Genomic DNA, 13,610 nt, shown 5'->3' on the forward strand with positions numbered 1-13,610 from the left:
CATGCATGGCTTCGAGCTGGCGAAGGCGACGAGCGTGGCCGAGGCGCGCGACCTCCTCGCGGACAGCAAGGGGAGCGTGCTCAAGGCCGGCGGCATCGACCTCCTGGATCACCTGAAGGAGCACCTCCTCGAACCCTCGCGGGTGGTGGACCTGAAATCGATACCCGGCCTGGACCGCATCACGGTGGAGGCCGACTCCGGCCTGAAGATCGGCCCCCTGGCCACCCTGGCCCGGGTGGCCGGCCACCCCGGCGTGCAGAAGTCGCACCCCGCGCTGGCCAAGGCCTGCGGAGAGGCCGCTTCCCCGCAGATCCGCAACGTGGCCACGATTGGAGGCAACCTGCTCCAGCGGCCACGCTGCTGGTACTACCGGCTCGAGTCATTCAAGTGTCTGAAGAAGGGCGGGGACGTCTGCTTCGCGGTGGGGGGTGAGAACCGCTATCACGTCATTTTCGGGGGCGGGCCATCGTATGCCCCCCACCCCTCGAACGCGGCCGTGGCCCTCCTGGCCTACGGGGCCTCCTTCGTGCTGGACGGGCCCAAGGGCGCGCGTACGGTGGCCGCGGGCGAGTTCTTCGTCCCCCCCACCAAGGACCCGGAGCGGGAGAACGTCCTCGCCCCGGGCGAGGTCCTGACCGAGATCCGTGTCCCCTCGGCGGCGGGGATGAAGTCCACCTACACGGAGATCCGCGAGCGCACCGCCTTCGACTGGCCGCTCGTCTCCCTGGCCGTAGCCCTGCGCACGGAAGGGGGAGCCGTCAAAGACGCCCGCGTGGTCCTGGGCGCGGTGGCGCCGATCCCCTGGCGGTCAACGCGGACGGAGCAGGCGATCCTGGGCAAGCCCCTGGACGAGGCAACCCTTTCCGCCGCCGCGCGGGCCGCCATCGTGGGGGCGGCGCCCTTGTCGGACAACGGCTACAAGGTCGGGCTGGTGCAGACCCTCATGCGCCGGACCCTCCTGTCTCTCGCCTGAGGACAGACCATGGAACCAGCCGAGGTCGAAGACACTCCCGTCTGCAAGCGCCTGCGAACCAAGATGTACTACGTCCTGGGCCGGGACCACGTGGACCTCAAGGTCTCCTCGCCGACCGCGCAGTATTGGTGCTCGCGCACGGCCACCGTCCTCGGGCCCGACGACGTGTACTGCAGCCCGGAGTCGTGCCAGCCCCACCGGGGCTGTTTCGAGCCGGACTGAAGCCCGCGGGGGCGGGCCGCCGCACGGTCTCGCTCTTGCCCCGCTCCCGGCGAAGGCGCCCGCGCGCGCGACCGCCCCTTAGGCGGTCTGTATGACCTTGAGCACCCGCATGGCCTGGATGGAGATCTGGGCCGCGACCTTGCCCGCCACGTCGACGAAGGCCCGCGCGGCGGGTGCCTCCGGGGCCGCGACCACGATCGGTTGGCCCTCGTCCCCCCCGGAGCGAACGCGGGTGTCGATGGGAACCTCGCCCAGGAAGGGGATGCCCATGTCCTCCGCCATCCGCGACCCCCCTCCGTGGCCGAAGATGTCGGTCCGCTCCCCGCAGTGGCCGCAGACGAAATAGCTCATGTTCTCGACCACGCCCAGGATCGGAATGTTGAGCTGGCGGAACATCGCGACCGCCTTGCGCACGTCGGAGACGGAGACGCCCTGGGGGGTGGTCACGACCACGGCCCCCGCCATGGGCACGCTCTGGGCCATGCTGAGCGCGATGTCCCCCGTGCCAGGAGGCAGGTCCACGATCAGGTAGTCCAGCTCGCCCCAAGCCACGTCCCGCATGAATTGCTGAACCGCCCCGTGCAGCATGGGTCCCCGCCAGATCACCGGCTGGTCCGGGGGGACGAGCATGCCCATGGAGATGACCTTCAGCCCGTGGGCTTCGGGGGGGATCATCTTCTTGTCCTCGCTCACCTCCGGTTGGTCGGTGCTCCCCAGCATCTGGGGGATGTTGGGGCCGTAGACATCGGCGTCCATAAGGCCCACTCGCGCCCCCTTCCGGACCAGGGCCACCGCGAGGTTGACGGAGGTGGTGGACTTGCCCACCCCGCCCTTGCCCGCCCCCACGGCCAGGATGTTGCGGATGCCGGGCACCGCCTGCCGACCGAAACCACCGCGGGCCCGGACCTCGGCCGTCATCTTGGCCCGGGCCACTCTGACCCCGGGCAGGGCGGCCACCTTTTCCTCCGCCTCCGCCTTCATCTGGTCCTTGACCGGGCAAGCGGGAGTGGTCAGCTCGATCGTGAAGTCCACCTCCTCGCCCTCGATCTTGACCTCCTTCACGAAGCCCAGGCTGACGATGTCCTTGTGGAGGTCGGGATCCTGGATTGTCCGCAGCACCGAAAGGACCTGGTCTTTTGACACGCTCACCGTGATTACCTCGCTCTATGTCGCCCGGGACCGCCCTCAGCGGGAGCCGAGGGCGGAGTCCACCGTCTCCTGAAGCCTCCGGAACTTGCTCGGTGGGCTTCCCAGCACCTTGGAACGGAGTTGCCCCTGCCCGTCGATGACGAAGGTGGTGGGATAGCCCTGGGTGGCGCCGTAGGCCTCCTGGACCTTGTCGTCGCCCAGCAGCTGTCGGTACGGGATCCGGTACTCCCGTACAAAGTCCTGGATCTCCTGGGGCGCCCCCGAGTCCACGACCACGCCCACCACCTCGATCCCCCGCGGCTGGTTCTTCCGCCAGAAAGCGGCGTACTCGGGGATCTCCTGGATGCAGGGCCCGCACCACGTGGCCCAGAAGTCCAGCACCACCACCTTACCCTTCAAGGACGCGAGGCTGACCCTCCCCCCCGCCAGATCGGGCAGGTCAAAGGGGGGGGCGGCGCCCAGCTCGACCTTCGGCGCAGCGGCACAGGTGCTGCTCAGCAGGGCGGCGACGACGAGAACGTGCACCCTCACCTCATCATTATAACGGAGCGGGAACGGCTGGACCCCACCCGCCCGCAGGCCTGCGCGGGATGGCCCCTAGCCCAGCCGAGCCAGGGAAGGGAACAGGCGGGAGAAGTACTGGGAGAGCAGGGTGAGGCGGTCCGTCAGGAGCAGCAGCCCCACCCCCACCAGGAGCGCCCCGGAGACGCACTCGATCGGCCGCATCCAGCCTCGGAGCCGCCGGAAGGCCGTGAAGAAGCCGTTCACGGCCAGCCCGGAGGCAATGAAGGGTATCCCGAGGCCGGCTGCGTAGGCGGAGAGGAGCACGATTCCCTTCAGGACCGTCTCCTCCTGGGAGGCATAGAGGAGGATCGCGCCCAGGATGGGGCCGATGCAGGGTGTCCAGCCGAAAGCGAAGGCGAGGCCCACGACATAGGCACCGAGGAGGCCCAAGGGCCGGTTCTTGACCTCGGCCCGCCTCTCGTAGAGCAGCCAATCGATCTTGAGGAGGCCTGCGGTGTGCAGGCCGAGTACGATCATGACCGCGCCTCCCACTGTACCCAGCGCCCGTTTGTGCTCCTGCAACACGGAGCCGATCAGCGTGGCCGCCGCCCCCAGGGCCACGAAGACGGTGGAAAAACCGAGGACGAAGGCTACGCTCGTGAGCCCTACCCGACGGGCGAGCCCGGCCGGGGCCTCCGCCTGCTTCAGCTCGGCTACGTTCACGCCGCTGATGAAGGACAGGTAGCCGGGCACGATTGGGAGCACGCAGGGGGACAGGAAGGAGATCAAGCCGGCCAGGAAAGCGGTCAGGAGGGAGACGGAGTCGCCGCTCATGGCTCTAGCGCAGCCGCTCCAGCATCAGATTGTCCGAGGCCTTGCGTCCGACCTTGGCCAGGTCAAACCACTTCCCCTCGATCTTCACGCGCACCACGTCCGCCGTGAAATCGTTGTTGGTGCCGCACACGTCGCAGGACGAGAGCAGCCAGGACCCGACCCCATAGATATCGGCCGGGACCTGCAGCTCCTCGAACTGCCGGATGCGGGCGGGGGTGAACCCCCCCGTCACTGCGATCTTGACCTCACGGCAGTACTGTTCGGCGAGCTTGCGGTCGTCCCCCGTGAGGTTCCAGCTCTGCCACTCGTGGTCGATGGCCTCCCGCATGAGGAACACCAGGCGTGGGTTCACCCCGCAGTCCAGCCGTCGGTCCCCCAGGGGGGGGACGGAGATGTCGCGCATGTTGGAAGAGGTGTCGGGACGGACCCCGAACAGCTTGTACTTTCGCGCTTCCTCCGCCCGGCCGCCCTTGACCAGCTCCAAGTAGCGGCGGAACATCGTCCGGATCACCTGCAGCGAGGTCCCCACGCAATCATTGCGGAAGTCCACGAGGGCGATGCGCGGGATGTCCGCGGGCCGGGTGGCCGCGAAAGCCATGGTGGCTTCCGCGGTGTCCCCCAGGAAGCACGCGATGGCGGCGTGGGCCACCGTCCCCCCGCCCGCTCCCCCCCACCAGTCCCCCTGGGCGTCGGTGGAGACGTAGGCAGACAGGCTCTTGCCGTAGTTTTGGTTGAAGAGCTGCACCGCGATTTGGTACGCGTAGCCATCCGCGGCCTGCACCTCGTGGGCGTCGAAGCGGGCGGGGAAGAACAGCACCTGCTTCCCCCGCGCGGCCTGCAGCACCTCATAGACGTTCGTGGCCACCCGGCTCCCCCGCGTCAGGGCCCCCAGGGTGGGGGTCTCGAGGATGGCGAAGTCGCGATAGCGCCCCCGCACCCTCATCACTGGGCTCACGTTCAGCATGTCCCCGTCGAAGGCGGCCTCGGTGCCGTCCTGCACCGCCCAGACCTCCATCTGGTCAAAGGTGCCCACGAACTGGCCGCGGTCGTCGAAGTACCCCGTTCCCTCCTGGAGCATGGCCAGGGCCTTGTCCACGCCCACCGCCACGCAGGAAGGTGCCCGGCGGGGGAACCACTGCATCTCCACCTCGATCGAGCCCACGTCCACGTTGCGGAGGTCCACCTCCAGGTCCGAGAGGTCGGGGGCCGAACCTCCGAAGCGATAGCCCTGGGCAGCCAACTTGGCCAGGGTCTTGGCGATGTTGATGAAGTACTTGTCCGAGTACCAACCCTGCCGCATCCGCTCCACGTCCAGCTTGAAGACGGACGGGGGCAGGCGCCGACGGTCGAACACGCTCATGGGCAGCACTCGAGCGCGGAGCGCTCAAAAGCCGAGGCTCCCGCGCCCCGCCTCAAATGGAGCCGGTCGCCCGACCCGGCGGAACTCCAGCACTCACCAGGACATTATAGGGGAGGGGCGGGCGGGAGCCCGGCGTGGACCCCGCCTCTGCCGTGTGGTCTACTTAGGCCCTTCAGGCCAGACACCATGACGACCCTCGAGGCCGGGATCACGGACGCCGCTTTGTATCGCCGGGGGACGTTCATCGCCGCCTTGGCCCGCGGCCTTTGCTTGGCGCTTTCCCTGGCGGCCGTGCTCTTCCTATGGAGCAGCCCCCAAACCCGACCCCTGCCCGCGCTCGCCGTGGGGCTCGCCTACTGCATTTTCTGGGGGGCCAGTTGGGCGTGGGTACAGCGCCATCCGAGTGGACGCCGATCGCTGAAGGTCATCCACGACGTGCTCGACGCCCTCGCGGTGGGCGCGGGAGCGGCCTTCCTCGGAGGGCTGGAGAGCCCCCTCTGGCTCTTCCTCTACCCCCACGTGGTCGGCGCCTCGGTTCGGGGGGGCCTCGGCTACGCCATGGCCATGGGCCTCCTGGACACCCTCATCGTCTTCGTCCTCACCCTCATGACCCCCCACCAGCCTCTGGGCAACCTGCATGCCCTGACCCTGCTCTTTTGCGCCTTCCTGGGCGGGACCACGAGCTCGTACCTCCACCGGATTCAGGGCCGGCTCAGCGAGGCCAACCGGGAGCTCCAGGCGAAGAACCGTGAGCTGGCGGACACGGCGACGCTGGCCCGCGGGATGCAAGACGACGCCCTCTCCCACCTGGGCCGGGTCACCGAGGCCAAAGCCCGGCTGGAGGAGCTGGACCGCCTGCGCATCCAGTATTTGCGCAATGTAAGCCATGAGTTCCGCACCCCCTTGACCGTGATCCGGGGCTACGCGGAGCACCTCATGACCGAGGGCATTCCCGCGGAAGCCTCGCTGCCGGATCTGATGCGGATCCTCGTCGAGAGCTGCGACCAGCTCATTACCATGGTGGACACGCTCATCGAGGTCAGCCGAATCGAGCAGGGCGGGGGAACGCGGATCCTGGAGCTGAGAGGCCTGGACTTGCGGGAGGTGGCCGCGCTGTCGGTGGAGCCCCTCCGCGGTCTCTCGGAGAAGAAGGGGATCACGCTCGCCCTGGACTTCCCCCGGGAGCCTCTGGCCCTCCAGGGGGACCTCTCCATGCTCCGTCACCTCGTACGCAACCTAGTGGAGAACGCCCTCAAGTACAGCTCCCCGGGGACGCGGGTGGTGGTGCGGTGCCGGGCGGAGACCGAGGAAGCCATGCTCGAAGTGGAGGACGCGGGGGCCGGAATCGCGGCCGAGCACCTCCCCCGAATCTTCGAGAAGTTCTACACCGTCGAGGGCGGCCTCACCCGCCGCCAGGGCGGAGCCGGGGTAGGCCTCTACCTGGCCCGCGAGATCGTCCGCCTCCACGGCGGCCGGATCGACGTCCACAGCCGACCCGGCCGAGGGAGTGTGTTCTTGGTGCGGCTGCCCCGCTGGCCCCCGGGGCCGCGGGCGCAGACCGTGCACGCGTGAGGGCCCGGTGGCCCAGGACGGCCGCCCTCCTCGTCCTGGCCTTGGTGCCCCGCCGTTCCACCCCCGCCCCACCGCCCCCCGACCCCAAGGCCCTCCTGGACCGTCTGGAGGCGGCCTGGGCCGCGAGGGATGTGGCCGGGTACCTCTCGCTCTGGGACCCCGCCCGCGGGGAAGAGCTGGCGCAGGAGAAGGAGCAGGCCACCATCCACTTCAACGCCGAGCAGAGCCTGCTCCAGCTCCAGCGCCCCCCCGTGACGGAGGGGGCGGAGAGCCTGCACGCCGACGCCCAGGTTTTCACCGTCACCGAGCCGCGGGCGCGGGTGGAGCAGTGGCGTCTGCAACTGGAGAAGCGCGAGGCGGGCTGGGTCTTCACCGGCCGGGAAGATCAAGGTCAGGTCGAGGGCCTGGTCCATCTCTCCCTCGACCCTACCGGATACCGTTCCGATGGCTTGACCCTGCACCTGGAGGACTTCGAGCTCAAGATGATCCGGGGGACCCTCTTCATGTCGCCCCCCCTTCTCGGGCCCACCGTGCTCGTTTTCGTGGGGGAGGGAGAAGTCCGCGTCTCGCCCCGCCCGCCCGCGGAGCAGGAGCAGCTCCGGCATTTCTGCGGCCAGCGGGAGCTCAAGGAAAAGGTGAGAGCGGCCTTCGTGCGCCTCCATCCCGCCGGGCTGCACCGCATCCTCGACGCCCCCCAGCTCGAGCTTGACCCGGGGGCGAAGGAGCGCTGGGACGAAGCCCAGCGCTTCTACCGCGATCAGGTCCAGAGAGCCTTCGTCCTCGATACCACCCTTCCCCGGTCCCCCTGGTGGCTCCTCCCCTCCCTGGGGGACGTGGTCGTGACCTTCGCCACCCGCAAGCACGGCACCCTCACTCTGACCAACAGCTCCGGGGATCCCGAGGACATCAGCCTTTTCGACCGGGCGCGGCACCTCCAGATCTGCACGTACCCCTCGGGCGGCCGCAGTACCCGCTACAGCGAGGACGACAACCAGGCGGTGGATATCCTTCACCACGACCTGCGAGTTCGCTTCGATCCCGAGCGCTACGGAATCTCCGCGGAAGACACCGTCCGCCTGCGCGTGCTCGTCCCCACCTCCAACCTCCGTCTGCGGCTGGACGACGCTTTTCAGGTGGCCTCCGTCACCTCGCGGGAGGGGGGCAACCATCTGTTCTTCCGCGTGCGTGACCAAGGGAGCCTGGTCGTATCCCTGGGCCCGTTGTCCGGGGTCCTGGGGGAGGTCGCCCTCACCGTGCGCTACGCGGGCATCCACAACCCCGCCCCCATCGACCAGGAGCTGCTCCAGACCGGGAAGCCCACGGCCGACACCGAGGAGCAGAATGTACGGATTGAGACCGCGGTCGTCTACACGAACCGCACCGCCTGGTACCCCCGAAACAACAACGACAACTACGCCCGGGCCCGGCTCCGATTCGACGTGCCCGTCGGCTTCTCCGTAGTCACGGGGGGAGAGAGGGTCTCGGCGCGGGTGGAGGGAGCCCGCACCCGCCTGGAATACCGCCAGGAGCAGCCGGGCAAGTACATCACCGCCGCCGTGGGGCGGTTCGACGACGTCGGCATGCGACAGGACGGAGACCTGGTCGTCCGCGGGTTCGGGCTCCCCCGCACGCGCGGGATCGCGCGGGAGCTGCTCCCCCTGGCGCAGGACATCCTTCGGTTCTTCGCGGAGGAGTTCGGGCCCTGTCCCTACTCGTTTCTTAACCTGGCCGTCTTGGAGGGCCAGACCCCGGGGGGCCACAGCCCCCCAGGCATGGTCCTCATGCAGGATCGGCCCTCCTTCTTACTCAAGCACGGGCTCCGGGACGACCCCGCGAACTTCAGCGACGTGCCCGGCTTCTTCCTCGCCCACGAGCTGGCCCACCAGTGGTGGGGGCAGGGGGTGGCTGGTCAGAACTACCGCGAACGCTGGCTCTCCGAGGGGGCGGCACAGTACGCGGCCGCCCTGTGGGTGCGGCGGAGCCGGGGCGAGGAAGCCTTCCGCGCCCTGCTCGCGCGAATTGGCCGCTGGGCCCTGCACCACAGCGCTCAAGGCCCCATCAACCTCGGCCACCGATTGGGCCACCTCCAAGGAGATCCGCAGATCTATCGAGCGGTGGTGTACGACAAGGGGGCCTACGTGCTCCACATGCTCCGCGCCATCGTGGGGGACGAAGTCTTCTCGCGGGCCATGCGCCAGTTCCAGGCCCAACACCGCTACGCCAAGGCGGGTACCGACGACCTGCGGGAAGCGCTGGAGACGGCCAGCGGGAAGAACCTGGAGCCTTATTTCCGGGAGTGGGTTTACGGCACCGCGCTCCCGGTGCTGCAGGTGTCCCACCGAACGGAGAAGACGGCGCGGGGATTTCGCACCACCATTGAGGTCCGCCCCCGCAACCTTCCCGGGCCGGTGCCCCTCCAGATCGGCGTCACCCACGAGGGCGGCCGGGAGTCGCTCACGGTCACCTTGTCTCCCGAGGGCGGAAGCTGGACGGTGGAATCGGCGAGCGCCCCGCGCAGGGTGGAAGTCAACAGCGACCTCACCCTGCTCGTGCAGTTGGAGCGGGGCTGAGGGCCGGACGGGAACCTACCGGTAGAAATTCTTCCGGCCTTCGTCCTCGAGATCGGCCACCGACTGCTGGGCCGCCGCCAGCTGCTTCTTGGTGTCGTCGAGCAGACTGAGCAGGGTGGCGCGCCGGCTGGAGTAGACGCCGCCGCTCATGTCGTTGAGGTCCAGCTGGATCTTGTCGATCGTCTCTTGGAGAACAGTCACCTTCTTGTTGGCGGCCTCCACTCTCTTTCTCCAGGCCGCGCTCTGCTCCGCCTTGACCTCGTCCTCCGTCTTTTGCTTCGCGGTGGACTTGCCGGTCTCGCCCGGCTTTGCGGTAGAGCTCCCGCCGGACGCCGTTTCCGTACTGACCGAGCCTCCACCGCCCCCACGCAGGTCGTCGTCCGAGAAGCTCTTGCCCTTCTGGGCGGCCTTCCGCCTCTCTTTTTCCTTGGCCGCGGCCTCGGTCAGGCTCTGCCCGGGAGACGGCGGGGGAACAAGGAGAAGCGCGATCGTCGCTAGGGCCACAGCGTAAAAGACGCGCATGACGACCTCCTACAGAAAACCTTACGGATTATAGCCCAGGGGAGAGCCGGGCGGGATGCGTGTAGTGCCCGGGATCACTTTGGCTGGCGGTGGTCGTTCGGGCGAAGCGGGGTGCCTGAGGACGCCCGTGTGCTATCGTCCTCGTCGGGGGAGGGGAGGCGAGCTACCACCGCCTCACGGGGAGGGGGGCCTCTGGTCGTCGGCCTCGGAGTGGACCTGGTAGAGACCGCCCGCGTGGCGCGGTCTCTCCAGCGTTGGGGGGACCGCCTGGTCCGTAAGCTCATGACCCCCGAGGAAGCGGCGCGCCTCCCGGCGGGTCCGGACCGCGCGCGAGCGTTGGCCCTTGCCATTGCCGGCAAGGAGGCAGCCAGCAAAGCGATCGGCACAGGCTGGAGCCGGGGGGTACGGTGGCGGGACGTGGTGGTGAACCTCGGACCCCCGCCTTCGGTCGACCTCCAGGGCCGAGCGGCAGACGTGGCCCGGAGCCTGGGCGGCAGCGGTCGCACCCGCACCAGCCTGGAGGTCCGCGGCCCCCTCGCCGTCGGTCAGGTCCAGCTGCTCTCGTGACCGGCCCCCCGCCGAACCCCGCCTGGCGGCGCAATCTGTACGTGATGACCGCCACGGTCTTCGTGGTCTACACCGCCTTCGCCTTCGTTCTCCCCTTTCTTCCCCTTTTTGTGCGGGAGCTCGGGGTCCCCGACCGGGAGCGGGCGGCTCTCTGGGCCGGAGTTCTGATCGGAATTGCACCGCTTCTCGCCGGCCTCCTCGCCCCCCTCTGGGGCCGGCTGGCTGACCGCTACGGCCAGAAGCAGATGGCGCTGCGGGCCCTGCTTTCCTACGTCGTCCTTCTTGCCTTGTCGGCCGCGGTCGGCAACGTCTGGGAGCTGTTCCTCTGTCGCGTCGGGATCGGCCTCTTTGGGGGCATCGGCCCCTTGGGGTTGGCCATGGCCACCGCTCTCGCGCCCCGCGAGCAGACGGGCCGGGCGGTGGGTCTGGTCCAGGCGGCCCAGATCCTCTCCGCCGCCTTCGGACCCTTTGCCGGCGGCTTCCTGGCCGACACCATCGGCGTGCGCCGCACCTTCCTGGTCACGGCGATGCTCTGCGCCGTCGCGGTCGGCCTCGTCGCTCTCTACTACCGGAATCCCCCCCTGCCCGCGCCCTCCGGGGTCGATCCCGTGGCCGGCCCCGCGTTCTTCAGCCTCCTCAAGCTGCCGGGCGTGCCCGCCCTCATCTTCGTGCTGTTTCTCGTCAGCTTTGTGGGCCGCTCGTTCACCCCCATCCTGCCGTTGCATCTGGAGCGGCTGGGGGTGCCCGCAGCCCGGCTCGCGTCCTCTACCGGAGCCTTGATCGCGGTCTATTCCCTGGCGGCCGCGCTCTCCGCGACCCTCCTCGGCCGGGCCACGCGCCGGCTCTCTCCCCGCCAGTTGCTCCTGGCCAGCCTCGCCGGCGGCGCCCTGGCCGTGGCGCCCATGGTTATGGTGCCTTCTTTCCGCGGGTTCCTGGTCCTAGCCGTCCTGCTAGGTCTCGCCTCGGGGGGGGCCCTCACCCTCTGCTACACGATGGGCGGCCTCATGGTGCCGGGGGAAGCCAAAGCCACCGCCTTCGGCTTTTTCTCCGGCGCCGCCCTCTTCGGAGGCGCGGTCTCCCCCTCCGTGGCGGGGCTCCTGGCCCACTGGAATCTCCTCGGGATCTATTGGATTGACAGCGCGCTGTTCGCGGCCCTCGCCTTGGGTCTGCTGGGGGGCCTGGGAAGAGTCGGCGCTCCCCCTATATCGCCGGCGCCGCGGGCGTGATCGAGCTGGCCGCGATCACCCGGTTCCGGCCCGCTTGCTTGGCGGCGTAGAGCGCGCGATCCGCGGCGGAGATGAGGGCCTCCGCATTCTGCCCATCCGTGGGCCAGACCGCGGCCCCGAAGCTCGCGGTCAAGGAGATCCTCGCCCCCTCGAACACCAGGCGGTGCTGCTGGATCGCGTCCCGGGCCCGCTCCGCCAGATGAAGGGCACCCGCCTCGTCGGTGCCGGGGAGGATGACCACGAACTCCTCGCCGCCGTAGCGCGCCGCCTGGTCGCCTTTCCGCAGGTGCTGCACGAGGACCCGGGCGGTGCCCCGGAGAGCCGCGTCCCCGGCGGGATGGCCATAGGTGTCGTTGAGCTTCTTGAAGTGGTCGAGGTCGAGCAGGATGAGGGCGAGGCGGCCCCCCTGCCGCTCTTCCCGGGCCAGGGCCTGGACGAGCAACTCGTTGAAGGCCCTCCGGTTGTAGAGGTTGGTGAGCCCGTCCCGGACCGCGAGCTCCTTCTGTTGCTCGCGGTCTCGGATGAGGGAGAGGGTGGCCGCAGCTTGGTTGGCCAGGATCCCGAGCACGCGGTGGGAGGTGGCGTCGAAGGAGCCGCGGGCCCCGGTCAGGATGAGGGCGCCCAGGGTGCGGTTGCGGGCCTTGAGGGGGACAGCCAGGAGGGAGGCCGCCCGGACCGCTCCCTCGTCCAGGACCAATATCGGCATGCGCTCCCCATGGTCCGCCAGGTCGTCGAGGAGGTAGGGATCCTCCGCGCTGCGCAGGACCCAGGCCGCCCACGTGCGCTCGGAGAGCCCCACCTCCCGCTGGGCAAACTCGGTGGCCCAGCCGAAGCACTCCTCCACGACGTACCGGGTCTGCAGCTCGTCGGACATCACCACCGCCGCTCCCTCCAGGGCGACCAGGTGCCGCGCCGAGCGCAGGAGCAGCTCGCGGACCTCGGACTCGTTGCTGATGGTGGCCAGCTTCTGCGAGATTGGGTACACGGCTTTGAACTCCGCGTCCAGCTCCTCGCGGCGGAGCGAGGCCCGGGTGCGAACGATGGCCTCCGCGGCCATCCCCGCGAACGACTCCAGCAGCCCGGGCTCCCCTCCCGTGAAGCACTGGACCTCCAGCCGATCCGCGATGAGCACCCCCGCCACCACCTCCGCCATCCGCACCGGCACCGCCAAGAGGGAGCCGATTCTCACCTCGCCCCGATAGTAGGGGAGAGCCCAGAGCAGCCGCTTGAAGTCGGTGGCGTAGAAAGCCTGACCACGCTCCAAGATGAAGGAGAAGGGGTCGGTGGAAAGGGGGAGGGCGCTGTCCGTCACCAAAGAGGGCGGCCCCTGCGCGGCCCGCAGGTAGGCCACCTCGCGCTCCCGGTCCACGTCGAAGTAGAGAACGGCGTGGGCGCCCAAGGCCTCGTGGGCTACCCGCACCACTCGGGCCAGGGCCTCGTCGAGCTCCACGGCCCGGTCCATCTGACGGGCCCGCCGCCCCTCCTCCGACACCTGGCGGAGGGCGTGGGCGGCGGTGTGGGGGCGCACCGCGGCCGCCCCCGGCTCGAGGTCGTCCAGCTGGTCGATGCCGTGCTTGAGCCGGGCCAGCTCGGCCTGGGTGGCGGAGAGCCGCCGCTTCTCCCCGAGGAGGGCCCGGTTCAGGGCCAGCACCAACGCGGCGTAGCCAAGGCCGGCGGCGGCCGCGGGTCGCCAGACCGCGAAGTGCGTCGTGGCCGCGTCGGCGGCGGTCAGGAGCGTAGCGAGAGCGGCCACGCCCAGGGCCACCGGCAGGGTTTCCGCGACCGCCACCGCGCCCACGAGCAGGACCAGCAGGGGCCACACCGGCCAGCCGAGCGGAGCCAACAGCTGGCCGAGGGCGTCCGTGCAGAGGGTGAGGAAGGCGTAGAAGGCGAGCGGTTCCGACTTGCCGTGGCCGCGCAGGCTGGCCAGGAGCGCGGTGCCCGCGACCCCCAGCCCGAGACCCAGGCTGACGGCCAGCCGGAGCCTTGGGGAGGCGTGGGGCCCCAGGGGGCGCAGGAGGGCCGCCGCCGTCATGATCCCGGCCAGGGCCAAGGCCACTTGGCCCGCCCTCCAGCGCACGCGGATGTCCACGATCGGACCTCCGCTCGGC

At 69.5% G+C, this 13,610-nt stretch carries 12 protein-coding genes; 6 read left to right on the forward strand and 6 right to left on the reverse strand.

Features of this window, described 5'->3' with window-relative positions; translation table 11 throughout:
* The first annotated feature begins 1 nt into the window (after position 1).
* Positions 2–973: a xanthine dehydrogenase family protein subunit M gene (locus VN461_17275; protein ID HXB56527.1), complete on the forward strand. Its 972-nt coding sequence runs from the start codon at positions 2–4 to the stop codon at positions 971–973.
* A gap of 9 nt (positions 974–982) precedes the next feature.
* Positions 983–1,195: a hypothetical protein gene (locus VN461_17280; protein ID HXB56528.1), complete on the forward strand. Its 213-nt coding sequence runs from the start codon at positions 983–985 to the stop codon at positions 1,193–1,195.
* A 78-nt stretch (positions 1,196–1,273) separates the two neighbouring features.
* Here VN461_17280 and VN461_17285 read toward each other — a convergent pair whose 3' ends face one another.
* The 4 genes from VN461_17285 to VN461_17300 all read right to left on the reverse strand — a co-directional run bounded on the left by VN461_17285 (position 1,274) and on the right by VN461_17300 (position 5,042).
* Positions 1,274–2,344, reverse strand: a complete 1,071-nt coding sequence (locus VN461_17285; GenBank protein ID HXB56529.1) for an Mrp/NBP35 family ATP-binding protein — start codon at positions 2,342–2,344, stop codon at positions 1,274–1,276.
* Between the two features lie 36 nt (positions 2,345–2,380).
* The gene (locus tag VN461_17290) at positions 2,381–2,875 is read right to left on the reverse strand and encodes a TlpA disulfide reductase family protein (protein HXB56530.1); all 495 of its coding nucleotides are present in this window, start codon (positions 2,873–2,875) and stop codon (positions 2,381–2,383) included.
* Between the two features lie 66 nt (positions 2,876–2,941).
* Entirely contained in the window at positions 2,942–3,682 is a 741-nt protein-coding gene (locus VN461_17295) for a cytochrome c biogenesis protein CcdA (GenBank protein ID HXB56531.1), read from the reverse strand.
* A 4-nt stretch (positions 3,683–3,686) separates the two neighbouring features.
* Positions 3,687–5,042 (reverse strand): nicotinate phosphoribosyltransferase, encoded by a 1,356-nt coding sequence (locus VN461_17300; GenBank protein ID HXB56532.1) that lies wholly within the window; start codon positions 5,040–5,042, stop codon positions 3,687–3,689.
* A gap of 186 nt (positions 5,043–5,228) precedes the next feature.
* Here VN461_17300 and VN461_17305 point away from each other — a divergent pair, with 186 nt between their 5' ends.
* Both VN461_17305 and VN461_17310 read left to right on the forward strand, forming a co-directional pair.
* Entirely contained in the window at positions 5,229–6,614 is a 1,386-nt protein-coding gene (locus tag VN461_17305; protein HXB56533.1) for a HAMP domain-containing sensor histidine kinase, read from the forward strand.
* Positions 6,611–9,184: a M1 family aminopeptidase gene (locus VN461_17310; protein HXB56534.1), complete on the forward strand. Its 2,574-nt coding sequence runs from the start codon at positions 6,611–6,613 to the stop codon at positions 9,182–9,184. The genes VN461_17305 and VN461_17310 overlap by 4 nt, the downstream gene beginning before the upstream one ends.
* Before the next feature lie 15 nt (positions 9,185–9,199).
* Here the strand turns inward: VN461_17310 and VN461_17315 are convergent, their stop codons facing one another.
* Complete coding sequence (locus VN461_17315) at positions 9,200–9,706, reverse strand: hypothetical protein (protein ID HXB56535.1); 507 nt, start codon at positions 9,704–9,706, stop codon at positions 9,200–9,202.
* A 210-nt stretch (positions 9,707–9,916) separates the two neighbouring features.
* Between VN461_17315 and VN461_17320 the strand changes: the two genes are divergently transcribed.
* Complete coding sequence (locus tag VN461_17320) at positions 9,917–10,273, forward strand: 4'-phosphopantetheinyl transferase superfamily protein (GenBank protein ID HXB56536.1); 357 nt, start codon at positions 9,917–9,919, stop codon at positions 10,271–10,273.
* The gene (locus tag VN461_17325; GenBank protein HXB56537.1) at positions 10,270–11,499 is read left to right on the forward strand and encodes an MFS transporter; all 1,230 of its coding nucleotides are present in this window, start codon (positions 10,270–10,272) and stop codon (positions 11,497–11,499) included. Before VN461_17320 ends, VN461_17325 begins: the two co-directional genes overlap by 4 nt.
* Here the strand turns inward: VN461_17325 and VN461_17330 are convergent.
* Positions 11,474–13,591, reverse strand: a complete 2,118-nt coding sequence (locus VN461_17330; GenBank protein ID HXB56538.1) for a sensor domain-containing diguanylate cyclase — start codon at positions 13,589–13,591, stop codon at positions 11,474–11,476. The two genes, VN461_17325 and VN461_17330, sit on opposite strands and share 26 nt — an antisense overlap.
* Positions 13,592–13,610 lie beyond the last annotated feature (19 nt).

This window comes from Vicinamibacteria bacterium, assembly GCA_035570235.1.
In the GTDB taxonomy this organism is placed as follows: Bacteria; Acidobacteriota; Vicinamibacteria; order Fen-336; family Fen-336; genus DATMML01.

Bases quoted from the DNA above. Each gene is read 5' to 3' on its own strand.
- VN461_17275 (HXB56527.1), top strand. From the start codon at position 2: ATGCATGGCTTCGAGCTGGCGAAGGCGACGAGCGTGGCCGAGGCGCGC.
- VN461_17280 (HXB56528.1), top strand. From the start codon at position 983: ATGGAACCAGCCGAGGTCGAAGACACTCCCGTCTGCAAGCGCCTGCGA.
- VN461_17295 (HXB56531.1), bottom strand. From the start codon at position 3,682: ATGAGCGGCGACTCCGTCTCCCTCCTGACCGCTTTCCTGGCCGGCTTG.
- VN461_17300 (HXB56532.1), bottom strand. From the start codon at position 5,042: ATGAGCGTGTTCGACCGTCGGCGCCTGCCCCCGTCCGTCTTCAAGCTG.
- VN461_17305 (HXB56533.1), top strand. From the start codon at position 5,229: ATGACGACCCTCGAGGCCGGGATCACGGACGCCGCTTTGTATCGCCGG.
- VN461_17315 (HXB56535.1), bottom strand. From the start codon at position 9,706: ATGCGCGTCTTTTACGCTGTGGCCCTAGCGACGATCGCGCTTCTCCTT.